Annotated in this window: 20 protein-coding genes; 5 read left to right on the top strand and 15 right to left on the bottom strand. The window is 73.2% G+C overall.

Annotated elements, in window-relative coordinates:
- Positions 1-14: 14 nt before the first annotated feature.
- Positions 15-398 carry an MmcQ/YjbR family DNA-binding protein gene (locus DEJ16_RS10350; protein ID WP_110824711.1) on the bottom strand — a complete coding sequence of 128 codons (384 nt, stop codon included), beginning with the start codon at positions 396-398 and terminating at the stop codon, positions 15-17.
- A 166-nt stretch (positions 399-564) separates the two neighbouring features.
- Between DEJ16_RS10350 and DEJ16_RS10345 the strand changes: the two genes are divergently transcribed.
- Complete coding sequence (locus DEJ16_RS10345) at positions 565-864, top strand: excalibur calcium-binding domain-containing protein (protein ID WP_110824712.1); 300 nt, start codon at positions 565-567, stop codon at positions 862-864.
- Between the two features lie 39 nt (positions 865-903).
- On the opposite strand, the gene epsC is transcribed toward DEJ16_RS10345, so the two are convergent.
- From epsC to DEJ16_RS10325, 4 genes are all read right to left on the bottom strand, one after another.
- Complete coding sequence (gene epsC, locus DEJ16_RS10340; RefSeq protein ID WP_258365921.1) at positions 904-1,488, bottom strand: serine O-acetyltransferase EpsC; 585 nt, start codon at positions 1,486-1,488, stop codon at positions 904-906.
- Entirely contained in the window at positions 1,485-2,423 is a 939-nt protein-coding gene (gene cysK, locus DEJ16_RS10335) for a cysteine synthase A (protein WP_110824713.1), read from the bottom strand. The genes epsC and cysK overlap by 4 nt, the downstream gene beginning before the upstream one ends.
- Before the next feature lie 152 nt (positions 2,424-2,575).
- Positions 2,576-3,625: a dipeptidase gene (locus DEJ16_RS10330; protein ID WP_110824714.1), complete on the bottom strand. Its 1,050-nt coding sequence runs from the start codon at positions 3,623-3,625 to the stop codon at positions 2,576-2,578.
- A gap of 42 nt (positions 3,626-3,667) precedes the next feature.
- Positions 3,668-4,789, bottom strand: coding sequence for a YeiH family protein (locus DEJ16_RS10325; RefSeq protein WP_110824715.1), 1,122 nt, complete (start codon positions 4,787-4,789; stop codon positions 3,668-3,670).
- Between the two features lie 36 nt (positions 4,790-4,825).
- Between DEJ16_RS10325 and DEJ16_RS10320 the strand changes: the two genes are divergently transcribed.
- Positions 4,826-5,344 (top strand): SRPBCC family protein, encoded by a 519-nt coding sequence (locus DEJ16_RS10320; RefSeq protein ID WP_110824716.1) that lies wholly within the window; start codon positions 4,826-4,828, stop codon positions 5,342-5,344.
- On the opposite strand, the gene DEJ16_RS10315 is transcribed toward DEJ16_RS10320, so the two are convergent.
- The 8 genes from DEJ16_RS10315 to DEJ16_RS10280 form a co-directional block, all read right to left on the bottom strand.
- Positions 5,311-6,138: a MurR/RpiR family transcriptional regulator gene (locus DEJ16_RS10315; protein ID WP_110824717.1), complete on the bottom strand. Its 828-nt coding sequence runs from the start codon at positions 6,136-6,138 to the stop codon at positions 5,311-5,313. The two genes, DEJ16_RS10320 and DEJ16_RS10315, sit on opposite strands and share 34 nt — an antisense overlap.
- Positions 6,135-7,427, bottom strand: a complete 1,293-nt coding sequence (locus tag DEJ16_RS10310; protein WP_110824718.1) for an allantoate amidohydrolase — start codon at positions 7,425-7,427, stop codon at positions 6,135-6,137. The genes DEJ16_RS10315 and DEJ16_RS10310 overlap by 4 nt, the downstream gene beginning before the upstream one ends.
- Complete coding sequence (locus tag DEJ16_RS10305) at positions 7,424-8,710, bottom strand: alanine--glyoxylate aminotransferase family protein (RefSeq protein ID WP_110824719.1); 1,287 nt, start codon at positions 8,708-8,710, stop codon at positions 7,424-7,426. Before DEJ16_RS10305 ends, DEJ16_RS10310 begins: the two co-directional genes overlap by 4 nt.
- A gap of 43 nt (positions 8,711-8,753) precedes the next feature.
- Positions 8,754-10,316: an AtzH-like domain-containing protein gene (locus tag DEJ16_RS10300; protein ID WP_110824720.1), complete on the bottom strand. Its 1,563-nt coding sequence runs from the start codon at positions 10,314-10,316 to the stop codon at positions 8,754-8,756.
- Complete coding sequence (locus DEJ16_RS10295; RefSeq protein WP_110824721.1) at positions 10,313-11,383, bottom strand: acetamidase/formamidase family protein; 1,071 nt, start codon at positions 11,381-11,383, stop codon at positions 10,313-10,315. Before DEJ16_RS10295 ends, DEJ16_RS10300 begins: the two co-directional genes overlap by 4 nt.
- Entirely contained in the window at positions 11,376-12,755 is a 1,380-nt protein-coding gene (gene allB, locus DEJ16_RS10290) for an allantoinase AllB (protein WP_110824722.1), read from the bottom strand. Before allB ends, DEJ16_RS10295 begins: the two co-directional genes overlap by 8 nt.
- Positions 12,752-13,513: an aspartate/glutamate racemase family protein gene (locus tag DEJ16_RS10285; protein WP_110824723.1), complete on the bottom strand. Its 762-nt coding sequence runs from the start codon at positions 13,511-13,513 to the stop codon at positions 12,752-12,754. Before DEJ16_RS10285 ends, allB begins: the two co-directional genes overlap by 4 nt.
- Before the next feature lie 137 nt (positions 13,514-13,650).
- Positions 13,651-15,210 (bottom strand): NCS1 family nucleobase:cation symporter-1, encoded by a 1,560-nt coding sequence (locus DEJ16_RS10280; RefSeq protein WP_110824724.1) that lies wholly within the window; start codon positions 15,208-15,210, stop codon positions 13,651-13,653.
- Between the two features lie 198 nt (positions 15,211-15,408).
- Here DEJ16_RS10280 and DEJ16_RS10275 point away from each other — a divergent pair, with 198 nt between their 5' ends.
- Both DEJ16_RS10275 and DEJ16_RS10270 read left to right on the top strand, forming a co-directional pair.
- Positions 15,409-16,338 carry an ABC transporter ATP-binding protein gene (locus DEJ16_RS10275; protein WP_110824725.1) on the top strand — a complete coding sequence of 310 codons (930 nt, stop codon included), beginning with the start codon at positions 15,409-15,411 and terminating at the stop codon, positions 16,336-16,338.
- Positions 16,335-17,243, top strand: a complete 909-nt coding sequence (locus DEJ16_RS10270; RefSeq protein ID WP_110824726.1) for an ABC transporter permease — start codon at positions 16,335-16,337, stop codon at positions 17,241-17,243. Before DEJ16_RS10275 ends, DEJ16_RS10270 begins: the two co-directional genes overlap by 4 nt.
- A gap of 110 nt (positions 17,244-17,353) precedes the next feature.
- Here DEJ16_RS10270 and DEJ16_RS10265 read toward each other — a convergent pair whose 3' ends face one another.
- Positions 17,354-17,572 (bottom strand): hypothetical protein, encoded by a 219-nt coding sequence (locus DEJ16_RS10265; protein WP_110824727.1) that lies wholly within the window; start codon positions 17,570-17,572, stop codon positions 17,354-17,356.
- 126 nt (positions 17,573-17,698) lie between these two features.
- Positions 17,699-18,445 carry a FadR/GntR family transcriptional regulator gene (locus tag DEJ16_RS10260; RefSeq protein ID WP_110824728.1) on the bottom strand — a complete coding sequence of 249 codons (747 nt, stop codon included), beginning with the start codon at positions 18,443-18,445 and terminating at the stop codon, positions 17,699-17,701.
- Positions 18,446-18,548: 103 nt separating this feature from the next.
- On the opposite strand from DEJ16_RS10260, the gene DEJ16_RS10255 reads away from it, so the two are divergent.
- On the top strand, positions 18,549-19,463 hold the full coding sequence (locus tag DEJ16_RS10255) for a proline iminopeptidase-family hydrolase (protein WP_110824729.1): 915 nt from the start codon (positions 18,549-18,551) through the stop codon (positions 19,461-19,463).
- Positions 19,464-19,497 lie beyond the last annotated feature (34 nt).

The following is a 19,497-nucleotide window of genomic DNA, read 5'->3' as shown; positions in this document are numbered from 1 at the left end:
CGGGGACGGCCGGGTCAAGGCTGCTGTGCACCGCGGGTCGGGTCGAGTGGACGACGGGCACGGGGCAGGCCCGCGACGACGAGGTCCCACGCGTTCGCGACGAGGTCCTCGACGAACGCCTCGTCGAGTCCGGGTCCCGGGGAGAGCGTGATCCAGTGGCGCTTGTCCATGTGCCAGCCCGGCGTGACCTCGGCGAGGTCCCGCACCAGCGCGGCACCGTGCGGCGGCGCGCACTTGAGGGTGACGATCGCGACGCCGCGGAGTTCGGTCGTCATCACGAACATCTTCTCGACGACCTTGTAGACGTCCGTGCCCTCGCCGAAGGGCTGCGTCTCGGTCACTGCCGGGAGGGCCATCGCCGTCCGTGCGGCGACCGACTGCAGGGTGCTGCCGTCCATGCACCCATGATGACGGGGACCAGGGACACCGACGGGACGGAACGGGTCGCGGTGTCGAGGCCGGGTCGGTGCATGCCTCGATCGGGGGTGAAGATGCCTCATTGATTCGCAGTACCCTCGTCCTGCCTGCGTACCCGACGCCGGTCATCGCTCCGGAGGAACCGCCATGAAGACCACCCGCACCCTCGGCGTCACCGCCCTCGCGCTCGCGCTCACCGTCGGCGGCGTCGTCGGCACCGCGACCAGCGCCTCCGCGGCCCCGAAGACCTACGCGAACTGCACCGCCGTCCACAAGGTGTACTCGGGCGGCATCGCGAAGAAGTCGGTCACGAAGAACAAAGTGACCTCCGCCGGGAAGACGTCGTACCGCGCACTCAAGGGCACGGTGAAGAAGGACGACGCGCTCTACAACGCGAACAAGAAGATGGACCGCGACGCCGACGGGATCGCCTGCGAGAAGAGCTGACCGCTCCGACGCGCACCGGGGCCGGCCGGGCGGGACGGTTCAGAGTTCCGGCACGCCCTCGTGACCGGAACGTGGCCGGGCCGTCCCGGCGACGCCGGTGACGACGGAGCCGGGCGGCACGTCCTTCGTGACGACCGTGCCGGCTCCGACGACCGAGTCGTCGCCGACCGTGATCCCGCCGATGACGGCGGAGCCCGCCCCCAGGACGACCCGGTCGCCCACCGTCGGGTGGCGCTTGGAACCCAGCCCCGGGCCTCCGCCCCGACCCCCGAGCGTCACGCCGTGGAAGACGAGGACGTCGTCGCCGATCACGGCCGTCTCCCCGATCACCACGCCGATGCCGTGGTCGATGAAGAACCGCCGTCCGATCCGTGCGCCCGGGTGGATCTCGATCCCCGTCAGGGTCCGGGTGGCCTGCGCCAGGATGCGCGCCACCGTGCGGGAGCCGGGCAGGCCGCGCGCGTGCCACAGCCGGTGCGCGACGCGGTGCGACCAGACGGCGTGCAGGCCCGAGTAGACGATCGCGTTCTCGAGGTCCCCGCGCGCGGCGGGGTCACCGCGGCGTGCTGCGGCGAGGTCCTCCCGGACCGTCCGCAGCACGCCGCGGCGTGGAGCCGTCGTCACGCAGAGAGCCCCTCGAAGAGCACCGTCGACAGGTAGCGCTCCCCCGTGTCGCAGACGATCGCGACGACGCGCTTGCCGGCGTTCTCCGGCCGCGCCGCGACCTGCAGGGCTGCGTGGATGATGGCACCCGAGGAGATGCCGGACAGGATGCCCTCCTCCGTGGCCAGCGCGCGGGCGACCCGCAGGGCGTCGTCGAGCTCGACGTCGATGACCTCGTCGATCACCGAACGGTCGAGCACCTCCGGGACGAAGTTCGCCCCGATGCCGGCGATCTTGTGCGGTCCGGCCGTGCCCTTGGTCAGGAGGGGCGAGTCGGCCGGTTCGACGGCGATGACCTGCACGCCGGGGACGCGCTCCTTGAGGACCTGCCCGACACCGGTGATGGTGCCGCCGGTCCCGACACCCGCGACGAACACGTCGACGTGCTCCTCGGTGTCGCGGAGGATCTCCTGCGCCGTGGTCCGGCGGTGGATCGCCGCGTTCGCGGTCGTCTCGAACTGGTGGGCGAGGATCGCGCCCGGGGTCTCGTCGACGATCTGACCGGCGCGTTCGACGGCGCCCTTCATGCCCTCGGAGCCCGGGGTCAGGACGATCTCCGCTCCGTACGCGCGCATCACGGCCCGGCGCTCGACGCTCATGGTCTCGGGCATCGTGATGACGACCTTGTACCCGCGGGCCGCACCGACGAGGGCGAGGGCGATGCCGGTGTTGCCCGACGAACCCTCGACGATCGTGCCGCCGGGCTTCAGCTCGCCGGACTCCTCGGCGGCGTCGATGATCGCGACACCCAGACGGTCCTTGACGCTCGCACCGGGGTTGTAGAACTCGAGCTTGGCGAGGACCTCGGCCCCGCCCTCCTGCGGCAGACGGTTCAGCCGCACGAGCGGGGTGTTGCCGAAGGCCTGGGAGATGTCGTCGTAGATGGTGCCGCTCATCGGTTCCGTCCTCACGTCGGTTGCCGCAGCCCCTCCCGTGGAGGCGCGGTGCGCTCGCGATCCTAGCGACCGCACCCAGGGCGGTCCTGTTCCGTGACGGAACGGTCCGCGGAGCGGTGCCGAGCGTGCCGGCGACCCGCGCCTCCCGTCCGTCAGCGCGGAGCGACCGCGAGGTGCGCCGTCCGCGCGAAGCGCTCGTCCGTGGCCTCGAGTACCCGCAGGACGTTGCCGCCGGCGAGTGCCCGGAGGTCCGCGTCGCCCCAACCGCGGCGGCGCAGCTCCTCGGCCAGCACCGGGTACCGGGACACGTCCCGCAGGTCCGGCGGCAGCACCGGGGTGCCGTCGTAGTCGCCACCGAGCCCGATGTGCGCGGCTCCTGCCACGTCCCGAGCGTGCTCGACGTGGTCGGCGACGTCAGCCACGGTCACGTGCGGCGGCTCCCCGACCGACCCGCTCTCCTCCCAGTCCGCCCACGCCCGCGAGACGAACGCCGGCACGAACGTCACCATGACCACGCCGCCGTTGTCCGCGAGGCGGGCGAGCACGTCGTCGGGGACGTTCCGCGGGTGGTCGGCGACCGCGACGGTCGACGAGTGGCTGAACACGACCGGTCGTGTGGCGACGTCGAGGGCGTCCCGCATCGTGGCGGGGGCGGTGTGCGACAGGTCGACGAGCATGCCGATGCGTTCCATCTCGGCGACGACCTCTCGTCCACGATCGGTCAGTCCGTCGTGCGCCCGCGCTCCCGTGGCCGAGTCGGCCCACGGAGTGTCCTCGGTGTGCGTCAGGGTCATGTAGCGGACGCCGAGCCGGGCGAAGTCGCGGAGGACCGCGAGGTCGTCCCCGATGGAGTGGCCGCCCTCCGCGCCGAGGAGCGAGGCGATGCGGCCGGAGGCAACGGCGGCGCGGACCTCGTCCGCCGTGCGGGCGAGCGCCAGGTCGTCCTGGTACCGGTCCACCATGCGGTGCACGAGGTCGATCTGCTGGAGGGTCGTCCGGACCGGGTCCGGCTCCTCGACGGGTACGTAGACCGACCAGAACTGTCCGACGACCCCACCGGCCCGGAGCTTCGGCAGGTCGGTGTGGAGGGAGTCGGTCTCGGAGTCGATGCCGTCCAGACCGGATGCGTGCGTGTCGCGGCGTTCCGACGGCAGGTCGTTGTGTCCGTCGATGACGGGGAAGGCGAGGGCGTCGAGGTCCATCCCCCGACCGTAGCGCCAGGTCAGCGGCAGCTCGGCGGCGGGTCAGAGGCTGCCGGTGAGGGCCTGCAGGCCGAGGCTGGACAGGGACACCACGACCCACAGGGCGCCGCCGAGCAGCAGCGGTCGGAACCCGGCCCGGCGGAACCCGGCCAGGTCGGTGGAGAGCCCGATGGCGCTGAGCGCGACGGTGATGAGGAACGCGGCGACCGCGGCGATCACCGGGTGCGCCGGACCGGGGACGAGACCGGTGGAGTTCACCGCGGCGGCCAGCACGAAGCCGATGAGGAACCAGGGCACGAGGCGGGTCACCCGACGCGCCGACCAGCGCGGTCTGCCGGACGGTGACGTGGCACCCGGTCGAGCCCCGGCGGGGACTCCTCCGCTCGACTGCGCCGTGCCGTCGAGGGCGACGCCGTCGGTCGCGACCGTCGTGGGGTCCGAGCGACGCCCGACGAACCAGGCCAACCCGAGCACGACCGGGATGATCATCAGGGTGCGGACGAGCTTCACGACGACCGCGGAGTCCGCAGCGCCCGCCCCGTAGGTGCTCGCCGCGGCGACGACCGACGAGGTGTCGTTCACCGCGGTTCCCGCGAACAGACCGAACGCGTGCTGGCTCATCCCGAGCGCGTGCCCCACCACGGGGAAGACGACGACCGCGGCCACGTTGAACAGGAAGATCGTCGACACGGCGTACGCCACCTCGATCGACACCGCGCCGATCACCGGGGCCACCGCGGCGATCGCGGAGGCGCCGCAGATCCCCGTCCCGACCCCGATCAGCATCCGCAGGTTGCCGACGACGCCCAGCGCGCGACCGATGCCCCACGCTGCGAGCAGGCAGACGACGAGGGTGCCGAGCATCACCGGCAACGACGCCACCCCGACGCGCGCGACCTGCAGCAGGGACAGCTGGGCGCCGAGGAGCACCACCGAGCACTGCAGGACGGTCTTGCTCGCGGTCGAGATGCCCGGCCGGAACACCGCGCCCGGACGACGGATCGTCCCGATGACGGCCCCGATGAGGACGCCGCTGACCGGAGCGCCGACGACGGGCAGGAAGCGCCCGATCACGGTGGCGACCAGGGCGATACCGGTGGCGAGTGCGAGTCCGGGCAGGAGCCTCCCGGCACGGTCCAGCGGGCGCACGGCGGCTTCGGTCACGTGACCATCCTGCCGCCCGTACGGCAGGATCGTCGCGTGAGCGCTGTCTTCCGGATCGTGACCGACCTGCCGGTGCCGCCGGAGCGCGCCTTCGCGCTCTCGCTCGACATCGGCGCGCACCTGCGGTCGATGGCCGCGAGCGGGGAGCAGGCGGTCGCCGGACGGACGAGCGGCGTGATCGGGCTCGGTGAGTCGGTCACGTGGCGCGCGCGTCACCTCGGCGTCGTCTGGCGGATGACGAACGAGGTCACCGTCCTGGAGGCGCCGCACCGGTTCGTCGACGAACAGGTGCGTGGGCCGTTCGCCCGGTTCCGGCACGAGCACCGGTTCGAGCGCACGGCGGACGGGACGCGGATGGTGGACGAGATCGCGTTCCGTGCCCCTTTCGGGCCGCTCGGGACGATCGCCGAGGGGCTCGTGCTGCGCCGGTACCTCCGGGCGCTCATCGTCGAGCGCAACGGCTCGCTCCTGTCGGAGCTCCGTGCGGAGCGGGAGCCCCGGGTGGTGCAGGACGACGCTTCTCAGGACCCGGCGAGCTCGCCCAGCGTGTCGTAGGCGTCCGCGACCGCCTCGACCCGGGTCCGGCCGGACGGCCCGGAGGCCTCGTAGACGTCGTTCGCGATCGCCGCGACCACGGCGAACAGGGCCGCCATCGAGTCGAACGCCGACGGTGAGTCGACCGGGCACAGGACCGCGGTCGCAGCGGGTGCCGCGATGACCGCCGCGGTGGGGTCGCCGAGCACGACCACGTCGGCGCCCGTCCCGACGCAGTGCCGCACCACGCGGTCGACCCCGGCCGCGTGCCGTCGCACGGTGACGATGAACACGAGGTCCCGGCGGTCGAGGTCGGCGACCTCCTCGCCGAGACGTTGCCCCGGCGAGGGGCCGATGCGGACGTCCGGACGGACCTGCGCGAGCTGCGCGCGCAGTTGCAGGGCGATCGGGTACGCACCGCGCTCGCCGACCACCAGGACCCGGCGGGCGCGCATCACGCGGCGGGCGAGTCGGGGACGGTCGGCCCGGGCGAGCGAGGCGAAGGCGGCGTCGAGGTTCCGCGCCTCCACCGCGCGCTGGTCCACGTGGGCGGCGTCCTCGGCGGCCCAGGGCAACCCGGTGCCGCGGGCGGACATCAGGTTCTGCCGGACCTCGGCGGCGTCCTGGAAGCCCAGGGACCGGACGAGCCGCGAGACCGTCGCCTTCGAGGTCCCGGACTCCGCGGCGAGTTGCGCCGAGGTACCGACGAGCAGCAGTTCCGGGTCGTGTCGGATCATCGCGGCGACCCGGCGTTCGGCGGGCGAGAGGCGCTCCCACACCCGGTCGATCCGCCCGCGGACGTCCGGGACGGTCACGCGTCGGCTCCGTCGGCGAGGAGGTGCTCGTCAGCGAGCCGTTCTACCGCCGTGGCGAGCGCGTCGAGGCCGAGGGCGACGTCCGCCGCGGAGACGAACTCGTCCGGGTGGTGGCTGATGCCGTCCGGGTTGCGGAGGAACAGCATCGCGACGTCGGTGACGAGGCCGAGGGACATCGCGTCGTGTCCGGCACGGGAGAACAATTCGAGCGGTGCGGATTCGCCGGTCGCGACGATGCCGGCCCGGACGGCGTCCATCAGCCGCGGCGCGCAGAACACCGCGGGGGCACGGTGCACCTCGGTCGGTGTCACGTCGACCCCGCGGCGCTCCCCGATCTCGCGGAAGGCGTCGGCGACGGCGTCCCACACGCGGTCCCGTCCGTCGTCGAACTCGCCGCGCAGGTCGACCGCGAAGGTCGCAAGGCCCGGGACGACGTTGACGGCCCCGGGTTCCACCGTCATGGTGCCGACCGTGCCGATGTGCTGCTCGGTACGGCAGATCCGTTCGACGGCGAGTGCTGCCTCGGCGGCGGCGAGCAGTGCGTCGTGGCGTCGTTCGTAGGGCGTCCCGCCGGCGTGCCGGGCCTCCCCGACCGCCTCCACCGTGAAGCGCCGGGCGCTCGCGATGCTCGTCACGACACCGAGCGCCTGGTCGGCCTGCTCCAGGTACGGTCCCTGCTCGATGTGCGCCTCGAGGTACCCGACGAGGGACGCCGGTGCGACCGCGGCCTCGGCGATCCGGCCGGGGTCGAGGCCGAACGACTCGAAGGCGGACCGGAGGGTGGTGCCGTGCGCGTCCTGCAGGTCCCACCACGCCTCGTCCCAGACGCCGGCGACCGCGGAGGACCCGAGCAGCGCCTTGCCGAACCGGGTTCCCTCCTCGTCGGAGAACGCGATCACCTCGAGGGCGAACGGCAGCGCCCCGTGGTCCTGGACCAGGCGGGCGACGACCTCGACGGCCATGAGGACCCCGACGACGCCGTCGTAGCGACCGGCGTCCACGACGGTGTCCAGGTGGGAGCCGAGCAGGAGCACCGGCGCGTCCGGTGTCGCCCCCGCGGCGCGTCCGTGCAGGTTGCCGGCGGCGTCCTGCCAGGTGCGCAGCCCGACGTCCCGCATCCAGGCCCCGACGGTCTCGTTCGCCCGGGCGTGCTCGGGTGACAGGTACACGCGGGTGATCCGCCCGGGCGTCTCGGTGACGTCCGCGAGCTCGTCACAGCGGGCGATGATGGTGTCCGCCGCGGCCCGCGCTCGATCGCTCGCCAGCGGCACCTGCACGACGGCGCTCACGCGGGCGCTCCGGCGGGGACGAACGTCGCTGCGTCCGGGATCGGGGGCACGGCCGCGGGTGCGCTGTCGGCCGCTGCCGCGTACACGTCGAGCGCGGCGTCGACGCCGCCGCCCTGCGGAACGGCCACCCCGCCGCGCCGCAGGCACTGTTCGAGGGCGGCGAGCGTCGTCACGACGGTGTCCTTCCGGGCGTTGTAGCCCATCGTCCCGATCCGCCAGACGCGCCCGTGCAGGGGTCCGAACGAGGTGCCGATCTCGATGCCGTGGTCCTCGAGCATCGCGGCGCGGACGGCGTCCCCGCTGACCGTGTCCGGGATCTCCACCGCGACGACGTTGTGCATCTTGTGGCCGACGTCGCCGAAGACCGTCAGGCCGAGTCCGCGGACGCCCTCGAGCATCGCCCGCCCGGCGAGCGCGTGCCGCTCGACGACGGCGTCGCGGCCCTCCTCGAGCAGGATGCGGGCGCACTCGTTCGCGGCGTAGAGCATCGACGCCGCCTCGGTGTGGTGGTTGAGGCGCCGGGGACCCCAGTAGTCGAGGATCATCGCGAGGTCGAGGTAGTTCGACCGGATCGGGTCGTCGGAGACGTCGTCGCCGGGCTCGCGGATGCCGGCCTCGATGCTCCGACGGGCGTCCAGCACGGCGACCGCGGCCGGGGAGAGGGACAGCGGCGCGCTGCCGGAGGGACCGCCGAGGCACTTCTGCAGGCCCGCACTGACGGCGTCGATGCCCCACGCGTCCACCTCGAGCGGGTTGCCGCCGACCGAGGCCGTGACGTCGGTGTAGAAGAGCACGCCGTACCGGGCACAGATCGCGCCGAGTTCGTCGAGCGGCTGGTTCATCGTCGTCGAGGTGTCGCCCTGCACGATCGCCAACACCTTCGGACGGACACGGGCGATCGCGTCCTCGATGACCGAGGTCGGGAACACCTGCCCCCACTCGGTCTCGATCGTGTGCACGGTGGCGCCGGCTCGTCCGGCGATCTCGGCGAGCAGGTGCCCGAACCGTCCGAACACCGGCACGAGCACCGCGTCGCCCGGGGCGAGGAGGGAGACGAGGGCGGCTTCGATGCCGGCGCGCGAGGTGCCGTCGACCAGGACGGTGGCGTCGTTCCGCGTGCCGAGGACCTGCCGGTACAGCTCCTGCGTCCGGTTCATGGTCTCGGTCATCCACGGGTCGTACTGGCCGACGAGCGGTGTGGACAGGGCGCGGAGCACGCGGGGGTCGGCGGTGATCGGCCCGGGCCCCATGAGGAGCCGTGTCGGCGGGTTGACGGGATGCATGTTCGTACCTTCCGTTCCTTGCACGATCCTATTGGAACGCTCGTTACAGCAGTGTTGCGACGGCCAGTCCGGCAGCACGGTCGACGAGCGCCAGGTCCGACCCGACCGGACCGACGAGGGAGACGCCCACCGGGGCTCCGTCGACGACCAGGAGCGGAGCGCTCACCGCCGGCAGGCCGCCGACGCCGGCGACCGCGGTCATCCGCAGGGTCGACCGCCGTGTGGCGAGGACCGCCGGGCCGTCGGCCGTCCGGAGCGGCGCGGGGCCGGGCACCGTCGGGAGGACCAGCGCGCCGTCGGCGACCACGGCCCGGACCGCGGAACGCAGTCGCCCGAGCCCGTCCCGCGCAGCGGCCTCCTGCTCGGCGGTGATCCGGGCGGCCGCCGCGAACCGATCGGCGACGTCCGGGCCCAGGGCACCGGGATGCGCTGCGACCCACGCCCCGTGGTTCCGGCGTGCTTCGGCACCCTGCACGATCCGCACCGTCTCGGCGAGGTCGTCAAGGTCCGGCAGGTCGACGACCCCGACGCCCGTCCCGGTCCGTGCCAGCCAGTCCTCGAACGCGCGTCTCGTGGCGGGGTCCGCCGCAGCGAGCAGGGCCTCGCAGACCAGCAGCGGCGTCGCGAGGCTCCGCACCGCGGTACCGACCGCCACCGTCGCGACCGCTCGGAGCGTGTCGGGCCGTCGCGTCAGCCACCCGACCGTGTCGAAGCTCTGCGCGAGTGGCAGGACGCCGTCGCGCGACACGAGTCCGTGGGTCGTCCGCAGACCCCACAGCCCCTGGTACGAGGCGGGGACGCGGATGCTGCCTGCGGTGTCGGTGCCGAGCCCGACGTCCGCCTGCCCGAGCGCCACGGCCGTCGCGGGGCCGGAGGTCGAGCCACCGCTGATGCGCGCCGGATCGGCCCCGTTCGGCGGGGCGCCGGTGTGGGCGTTCCGCCCGGCGAGCGCGTAGGCGAACTCGTCCGTGCGGGCGATCCCGGTCACGTCGGCCCCGGCCTGCAGGAGCACCGAGACGGCCGGGGCGTGCTCCGTCTCGACGCGGGCTGCGGACTCCCACGTCGGGTTGCCGGCGCCGATCACGTGGCCGGCGACGGCGAAGAGGTCCTTGACGGCCACCCGGACCCCGGCGAGCGGACGGGCGTCGGACGCACCGGCGACCGCCTCCGCACCGGACGCGGCACCGGCACCGGCGCCGCGGACGAGCGGGTCCCCGACGGCCCGCCACACCGTCCGGTCGAAGGCGACCGCACGGCCCGTCACGTGCGCCGTCCGGATCCGCCACGCGCCCGCCGTGCGACGCCAGAGCTGCGTCTGCAGGCCGCGCCCACCGTCCGTGAACCGCGACTCCCCCACGACGAGGACCTCGTCCGCGGTCAGTTCCTGCACGTCGACGCCGACGAGCGTGCGCCGGGCGACACCACCACGGGCGGACCGGAACGCGCTGATCCGGTCGTGCCCGCGGAGCAACCCGGCTCCGTCGCCGCGCAACGTGTCCGGGCCGGGCTCGAACAGCGCGTCCAGCACCGCGGTGTCGTCCCGCATGAGGGCGTCCTCGTAGGCCCGGAACGCCGTCTCCAGTCCGTCCGGCCACGTCCCGGTCATCCGCACGTCGGTACCGCCTGGAAGTCGCTCTTCCGCACCGTCGCGTGCACACCGCACACGAGGTCGACGACCTGCGAGATCCGGAAGTCGGTCGCGGCGCTGAGGTAGGCGTACGCCAGGTGCTCCTCCACGCCCCACCGCGCCCGGAGCAGCGTGATCGCGGCACGGACGCACCGGCGCACGGCGTCGTCCAGGTCGGCGTCCATGCCCGTCGGGACGAGGTACTCCGTGGTCTCCGCCAGGGGTCCGACCAGCGCGCCGAAGCGCGCGAGCGCCACGGCCCGCGGGACCACGTCGAGGCGCAGGGTCAGCCGGAGCGAGGCCTCCATCGCGGTGAGCGCGACCTCGCCGTCCCCCTGCGCGAAGTGCGGATCGCCGACGGAGACGCCGGCCCCGGGCACCTGCACGGGCAGGTGCAGTGTGGCGCCGGCGGTGAGCAGGGCGATGTCGACGTTCCCGCCGTGCGGCCCCGGTGGGACGGAGTGCGGCCGGACCTCGCTGTCGACGGTCACGCCGACGATGCCGGGGAACGGCCGGAGTGGGAAGGTGACCACCCGGGGCCCGCCCGTCACGACCGGCAACCGCCCGAAGTCGACGCCGTCACGGGTCACGACGTCCGCGAAGACCGAGACGGGCTCGTCCCCGCGCGGGAGTTCCCCCGGCAGCGCTCCGCGACCGTGCCGGTTGGAGATCACGCCGTACGGCACCCGCGGGACGGCCTCGAGCACCGTGACGGAGACGACGTCGCCGGGCTCGGCCCCCTGCACGGCGACCGGGCGGGACACCACGTGCGGACCGTCGGCCGCGTCGCGCTCCACGTGCCGGACGATGTCGACCGCGTCCGCCAGCACGTCCGCCGCGGCCACGCCGTGCCGCCCGAAGAACGCCACCGGGTCGGACCCCTGGTCGGGCAGCAGGCCTTCGTGGCTGACGGTGTCGATCGTCACGACGGTCCCGGGGGCGACGGTGCGGACCGGCTCGTCGTCCCGACTCGGCAGCCGTCCCCAGAGGACGTCGTCGGGCGTGGAGCCGAGGTGCACGTCGGCTGCGGCGAGCGTCTCAGGCACGGTCCACCAGCTCTCCGGCGACCACGTCCACGGTCGTGACGTCGTCCGCGGTGGAGGTGATCCGCCTCCCCCGCAGCCAGGTCCCCGTGACCCGACCGCGTACCGACAGCCCGTCGAAGGCGGAGACGGGGTTGCGGTGTGCGAGCGCGTCGGCCCGGACCGTGGACTCGGCGTCGGGGTCGAACACCGCGAAGTGCGCGAGGGCGCCCGGCGCGATCCGACCGCGGTCGGTGAAACGGGCGAGCGCCGCCGGTCCGGTCGTGACCGCGGGCACGACCGCGTCGAGCGGCAGGCCACGGCGAGCGGCCTCGGTCCACACGGCACGGAAGCCGACCTGGAGCCCGGCGATGCCGCCCCACGCCAGACCCCAGTCGTCGACCTTGAGGTCGACGGTCGACGGGGAGTGGTCGGACACCACCATGTCGATCGTGCCGTCGAGGAGCCCCGCCCAGAGCGCGTCGCGGTTCGCGTCGTCACGGATCGGCGGGCAGCACTTGTACGCGGTGGCTCCGTCCGGGATCGACCCGGCCTCGAACGCCAGGTAGTGGGGGCAGGTCTCGACCGTGATGCGCACGCCGTCGTCCTTCGCCGCACGGATCATCGGGAGGGCGCCTGCGTCGGAGAGGTGCAGGACGTGCACCCGGGCGCCGGTCTCCCGTGCGCCGTCGATCACCCGGGCGATGGCCGAGCGTTCGGCCTGCGCGGGTCGGGTGGCGAGGAAGTCGCGGTACCGGCCGCCGAGCGCGTCGTGGTCGACGAGGTGCTCCGGGTCCTCGGCGTGCACGATGAGCAACGCGTCCAGGGCAGCGACCTCGCCGATCGCCTGCCGCAGCGCACCCGGGTCGAGGTGCGGGAACTCGTCCACGCCGGACGGTGCCGTGAAGCACTTGAAGCCGAAGACCCCGGCGTCGTGCAGGTCGCCGAGGGAACCGGCGTTGCCCGGGACCGCGCCGCCCCAGAAGCCGACGTCGACCGCCACCCGGCCGGCCGCACTCGCCCGCTTGACGGCGAGGGCGGGCACGTCGACCGTCGCCGGGATCGAGTTCAGCGGCATGTCGATGATCGTCGTGACACCACCGAGTGCGGCCGCGCGCGTGGCGGAGGCGAAGCCCTCCCACTCGGTGCGGCCGGGCTCGTTGACGTGGACGTGGGTGTCGACGAGGCCCGGCAGCAGGACGTGCCCGTCCGGCACCGTCTCGTCACGCTGCCCGTTCGCCACGGCGTCGACCGGTCCGACGGACACGATCCGGCCGTCACGGACGACGACCGACGCGGGGCGGAAGGCACCGTCGACCCAGGCGCGCTGCGCGCGGAGCACGAGGTCGGCGGGCGCCAGGCCCTCGTCCACCGTCACGGACCCGAGGCTCGTCATGCGCCCGCCCCCACCGTCACGCGGGCGTCCGCGAGCGCGAAGGACGCGAGCGCCCCGGAGAACGGCTTCGGTGGCGGCGGGGCGTACTCGCCGTGCTTCCCGGTCGTCAGCCCGAGGCGGACGAGCGACTCGGCGAGCAGCGTCGTCGCGCTGACCCCGTCGACGACCGGGGCCCCGATCTCCTCGGACACGGAGGCGCAGAAGTCGGCCATGCCCGCGCAGCCGAGCACGACCGCGTCGGCGCCGTTCGCGATGACCTCGCGACACTCGGCGACGACCAGGTCCCGCGCGCCGGACGTCGGGTCCTCGAGCCGGAGCACGGGCACCTCGCACGCCCGCACCTCCGTCAGGAGCGCCGCACACCCGTAGCGCTCGGCGAGTTCCCGTGCGCGCCCGGTCGTCCGCGCGAGCGTCGTGACGACCCCGAACCGCCGCCCGAGCAGCACCGCCGTCCGGTAGGCGCCCTCGGCGATGCCGATCACCGGGCCGCTGGCGAGCTCCCGGGCCGCGTCGATGCCGGGATCGCCGAAGCACGCGACGACGGTGGCGTCCACCCCGTCCCGCTCGCCCGCGGCGATCTGCTCGAGGAGCCCCGGGACGGCGAGCGCTTCCTCGTAGTGGCTCTCGATCGAGGCCGGCCCCATCGTGGGCTGCACGGCCTCGACGACCGTGCCCGGACCGACGACGGCGGCCGCGGCCCTGCCGATCGCCGCCGTCATGGACGCGGTGGTGTTCGGGTTGACGACACGGATGCGCATCGCGGGTCCTTCCGATGGAGCTGGTGGTGCTGGGTGGTGACGATCCTCGACGGACCGGGGGCGGGCCTCCCGGCTGTCCACAGGGGCACCGGCTCAGAGGGCTGCGCCGGCGCCCCTGTGGACGAGTGGGCAGCCGTTCAGGCGCGGCCGGAGGCGGCGCCGTCGTCGACCGTCGGGTCGTCCGCGGCGAGCGCGGGCATCCGCGGCGACCGACGTTCCAGCGCCCAGAAGACGACGAGCCCGAGTCCGCAGCCGATGAACCAGCTGTAGGTGCTCAGCCAGGGCAGGACGCCGAGGGCCGGCGGGAGCACCGCGCTGCCGACCGAGACCGCCCCGGTGGTGACGAGCGTCCAGATCGCGTTCGGGTTGAAGCCCTTCCGGTACCAGTACCGCGCGGACGGGTCCATCGAGTACATGTCGTCGACCGCGACGCGCTGCTTCCCGACGATGTAGTACCCCGCGATGAGGATCCCGAACAGCGGACCGATCAGCGCACCGAGCACGCCCAGGGTGTACAGGATGGCCTGGTCGTTGCCGTACCAGTTCCACGGGGTGAGGAGCACCGACCCGACCGCCGCGATCATGCCGCCCGCCCGCCAGCTGATCCGGCGCGGGGACACGTTCGAGAAGTCGAAGGCGGGGCTGATGAAGTTCGCGACGATGTTGATGCCGACGGTGGCGATGACGAACGTCAGCCCGCCGAGCAGGATCGCGAAGGGGGCGTCGATCGCCTGGACGGTCGCGATCGGGTCGGTGATGAGCTCGCCGAAGACCGGCACGGTGGCACTCGCGCACAGCACGGTCAGGATCGAGAAGAACAGGAAGTTGACCGGCAGCCCGAGCAGGTTGCCGCGCTTCACGGCCGCGAACGACCGCCCGTACCGCGAGAAGTCGCCGAAGTTGAGCATCGGGCCGGAGAAGTAGCTGACGACCAGGGCGATCGCGGACAGCATCACCGGGATGCTCTCGGCGAAGGACATCGGCTCGCCGACCGAGAGCGTCAGCGAGATGTTGCCGATGCCGGCCCGTGCGACGAGGTACACCGCGAGGGCGATCATGACGACGTAGACCGCCGGCCCGGCCCAGTCGATGAACTTCCGGATCGCGTCCATGCCCATCCAGAACAGGGCTCCCTGAGCGACCCACAGGACGGCGTAGGAGATCCAGCCGAGCGCGTCGAGGCCCAGGAAGGACGGCTCGAGGAGGGCCGCGGCACCCGGGATGAACTTGAGGAACACGATGTTCAGCGACTGCGCCGCGAGGAACGTCTGCACGCCGTACCAGGCCATCGCGATGAGACCGCGGATGATCGCCGGGACGTTCGCACCGAGCACGCCGAACACCGCGCGGTTGATCACCGGGTACGGGACCCCGGTCCGCTGCGACGGCTTCGCGACGAGGTTCGCGAAGACCTGCACGACGAGGATGCCGACGACCAGGGCGACGAGCACCTGCCAGCTCGCGATGCCGAGCGCGAAGAGCGACCCCGCCGTGACGTAGCCGCCGACCGAGTGCACGTCGGACATCCAGAACGCGAAGACGTTGTAACTCGACCAGGTCTGCTTCCGCAGCGGCGCGAGGTCCTCGTTCGTGAGGGCCGGGTCGTACCCGGGCTTGATCAGGCCGGCGCCCGCGGGGGCGGTCGACGTGACGGGGGCGTGGGGCGGTGCGACGGGTGCCGCGACTTCGGTTGCCATGACGTCCTCCGGAGTGGGAGAGGGTGAGGTCGGCGTCTGCCTGGGAAGGAAGCTACGGACCCCGGTCGCACCGCCCGTTTCCCCTGTGTGACGACCGTGTGACATGACACCTGCATCGGAACGATCGTTCCAGGAGGCGCCGATCTCCTCCTCGAGGGGGAGGCACCGGCCGGACGGGCTCCCCTAGCGTGGCCACCGATGATCGAAGTACAGCACCTCTCCAAGCGCTACGGCCCGAAGACCGCGGTCGACGACGTCTCGTTCGTCGTGCACCCCGGGATGGTGACCGGCTTCCTCGGCCCGAACGGCGCCGGCAAGTCGACCACCATGCGGATGATCATGGGGCTCGACCGCCCGACCTCCGGCAGCGCGACGGTGAACGGGCGGCCGTACCAGGACTTCCGCGACCCGCTCCGGCAGGTCGGGGCCCTGCTCGAGGCGAAGGCGGTGCACTCCGGGCGCAGCGCGCACAACCACCTGCTCGCGCTCGCGGCGACGCACGGCATCCCGAAGCAGCGCGTGCACGAGGTCATCGAGATGACCGGCCTCGAGTCGGTCGCCCGCAAGCGGGTCGGTGGGTTCTCGCTCGGCATGGGCCAGCGGCTCGGCATCGCGGCGGCACTGCTCGGTGACCCGCACACGCTGATCCTCGACGAGCCGGTGAACGGCCTCGACCCGGACGGGGTGCTCTGGGTCCGTCAGCTCGCGCGCCGTCTGGCGGCGGAGGGGCGCACGGTCTTCCTCTCCAGCCACCTCATGAGCGAGATGGCGCAGACCGCCGACCGCGTGGTCGTCCTCGGTCGCGGCAAGGTGCTCGCCGACGCCCCGATCGCGGAGTTCGTCGCCGGCGCCGGTGGTCCCGCCGGCGGCACGGCACTCGCCCGGGTCGTCGTCCGGACCCCGATGCCGGACCAGCTCTTCGCCGCGATCGGCCCGGCGGCCACCGTCACCCAGCGTGAGGACGGGTCGTTCCTCGTGGTCGGGCCGGACGCACCGACGGTCGGTGACATCGCCGCCCGCGCCGGTGTCGTCCTGCACGAACTCACCCCGACCGGCGCCAGCCTGGAGGAGGCCTACATGGCGCTCACCCGCGACGACGTCGAGTACCGATCGGAGGGCACGCGATGAGCGCGCCGCAGCAGACCGACCACCGCGGGACCGAGCAGCACCGCCACCGCGGCAAGGCCTCCCTGGAGGGCAAGCGCCTCGGGTTCGCCCGACTGGTGCGCAGTGAGTGGATCAAGTTCTGGAGCATCCGGTCGACGTTCTGGTGCTTCGCCGTCATCGCCGTGCTGACGATCGGCCTGGCGACCCTCCTCGGCGCCCTGGCCGAGGCCGGCGCGACCACCACCACCGACGCGGCGAACGAGACCATCGTCGGGATGAACACGATCAGCGTGTACCTGTCCGCTCTCGTGGTCGGGGTGCTCGGCGTCCTCATCATCTCCGGCGAGTACACCACCGGGCAGATCCGGTCGACCTTCACCGCGGACCCCGGACGCCTCGGCGCCCTGCTCGCCAAGGCCACCGTGCTCGCCGTCTCGACGTTCCTCGTCAGCGTCGTCGCCACCTGGATCGGCGTCGCGATCTCGACCGCGCTGCAGGCGGGCAAGGGGGTCCACCCGGACCTCGCCGACCCCGCGGTCTTCATGCCGCTCCTCGGTGCGTCCGTGTACGTGACGCTCGTGGCACTGCTCGCGTTCGGCATCGGCCTGCTCGTCCGCTCGAGTGCCGGCGGCATCGCCATCACGCTCGGCATCCTGCTGGTGCTGCCGATCGTGCTCAGCCTGGTGTCCGTGCTCGCGGGCATCGACTGGCTCGGCACGGCCGCCGGGTACCTGCCCGACGCAGCCGGCGGGCAGCTGTACGCCTACGCGTCCGACGCACCCGCGGGCGCGACCGGAGCCCCGGCGACGGCGACGGCCGAGGGCGGTTCCGACCTGAACGGGTGGAGCGGTGCGGGCGTCCTCCTCGCCGAGGTGGTCGTGGTCAACGCCCTCGCGATGGTGGTCGCGCGACGCCGCGACGTCTGAGCACACCGGCACACCGGCCCACCGGCCCACCGATGACCGGTCGCTGCCGACGGGAGGCCCGTGGCGGGTCCGCCGCGGGCCTCCCGTCCGTCAGGCGACGACCGGAGCGGTCATCCCCCGACCCGGGGGTCCGAGCCACCGCGGGCGCGCAGCAGCCCGCCGACGACGAGGGTCACGAGCCCGCCGACGGCGACCAGCAGGGCGGCCAGGGCTGCCACGCCGGCGCCGATGTTCGCTCCCGTGCCCTCGGACAACGGGATGCTGTTCCACCACAGCGCGAGCTGGTGCCCGACGAGCCCGATGACCGTCAGCACCACCCCGATGACCATCAGGCGATGCGACGACCCCGGGCCCCTCCGCGGTCGGGGCGATCGCTGGAGGCGCGGCGGCGGCAGGTGGGTCATGTGCTCATCATGCCCGTGTCGTGCCGGCGCCCGCGGACGCGGTCTTCGCCCTCACCGTGGTGCGGGATCCGCCGTCGGGACCTGCCCCGCGCGCAGCATCGCCTGTTCGAGCAGCTCCACGTCGATGCCGACATGCCGGCGTGCGACCTCGCCGGCCTCCGCCGCCCGCCCCGCACACACCGCCTCGACGAGGACCTCGTGGTCCCGCGTGGCACGTGCCTCCATGTCCGCCATGCCCTCCTCGGTCCCCCAGAGGTGTGCCGGTGCCGCGATCGAGATCTGCGCCTCGAGGGTCGCGAGGGTCGCGCGGAGGACGTCGTTGCGCGCCGCGTCGATGATGCTCCGGTGCAGGACGGCGTCCGCCTGCTGCTTCGCCGCGCCGCTCGAGGCCTGCCGGAAGGCGTCGAGCCGGTCCCGGAGCGCAGCCGCCTCCGCCGGGGTGATCCGCTCGGCTGCCGCGGCGGCCATGGCCCCGTGCAGCAGGGCGATCGCGTCGGCGGTGTCCTGGATGCCGGCCCACCGGGCGAGCAGGGTCCGGCCGACCGACTCGGACGAGCTCGCCGGCCACTGCGTCCGGACGAACGTGCCGCCACCACGTCCGCGTCGGGTCTCGAGCAACCCGCGGTCGACCAGGCGAGCGAGGGCGCTCCGCACGGTGACACGCGCGACGCCGAGCAACGCCGCGAGTTCGCGTTCGGGCGGGAGTCGCGCCGCGGGCAGGTACTCCCCCACGGCGAGCGCGGTCACGAGCCGGTCCTCGACCTCGTCCACCCGTGTCTCCGTCGCGCGATCCGTCACGGCACCCCTCTCGACGGCCCTCCGTGGGCCGGCGCTGTTACGGCCACGTTAAACGAGCAGAAAAGGTCTTGCCTGGGACCTTTCGAAGGGCCATGCTCACCCCATGTCCCGCATCACCGAGAGCACGATGCCGTTCCTGGACGGCGAGACCTGGTACCGGATCACCGAGCCCGACCGCCCCGTCCCGGGGGCGCTGCCCCTCGTCGTCCTGCACGGCGGCCCCGGCATGGCGCACGACTACCTGCGGAACCTCGAGGCGTTCGCCGACGAGACCGGCCGCACCGTCGTCCACTCCGACCAGTTCGGCTGCGGTCGGAGCAGCCACCGTCCGGACGCCCCCGCCGACTTCTGGCAACCGCAGCTGTTCGTCGACGAGTACCGCGCGCTCGTCGCCCACCTCGGCCTCGGCGACCACCACGTGCTCGGGCAGTCGTGGGGCGGCATGCTCGGCGCCGAGATCGGTGTCCGCCGTCCGGGTGGCATCGCGAGCCTGTCGATCTGCAACTCCCCCGCGTCGATGCAGCTGTGGGTCGACGGTGCCGCGGAGCTCCGCAGCCGTCTGCCCGAGGACGTGCAGGACGCGCTCACCCGGCACGAGGCCGCCGGCACCACCGAGGACCCGGAGTACCTCGCCGCGACGCAGGTGTTCTACGAGCGCCACGTCTGCCGCGTCGTCCCGATGCCCGCCGACTTCATCGCGTCCGAGGAACAGATGGAAGCCGAGCCGACGGTCTACCACACCATGAACGGGCCGAACGAGTTCCACGTCATCGGGTCCCTGCGCGACTGGTCCGTCGTCGACCGCCTGGACCAGGTCGACGTCCCGACCCTCGTCGTCGCCGGTGAGCACGACGAGGCCACCCCCGCCACCTGGCAGCCCTTCGTGGAGCGCATCCCCGGGGCCCGCCAGCACGTCTTCCCCGGCGCCAGCCACTGCACCCACCTGGAGCAGCCGGAGGAGTTCCGCCGCGTCATCGGTGCGTTCCTCGCCGAGCACGACGCCCACCCCACCGACTGACTGACACCGCCGGCACCACCCCGGCCGGCCGTTC

This window comes from Curtobacterium sp. MCJR17_055, assembly GCF_003224335.1.
Lineage (GTDB): Bacteria > Actinomycetota > Actinomycetes > Actinomycetales > Microbacteriaceae > Curtobacterium.
This window is presented reverse-complemented; position numbering and strand designations above follow the sequence as displayed.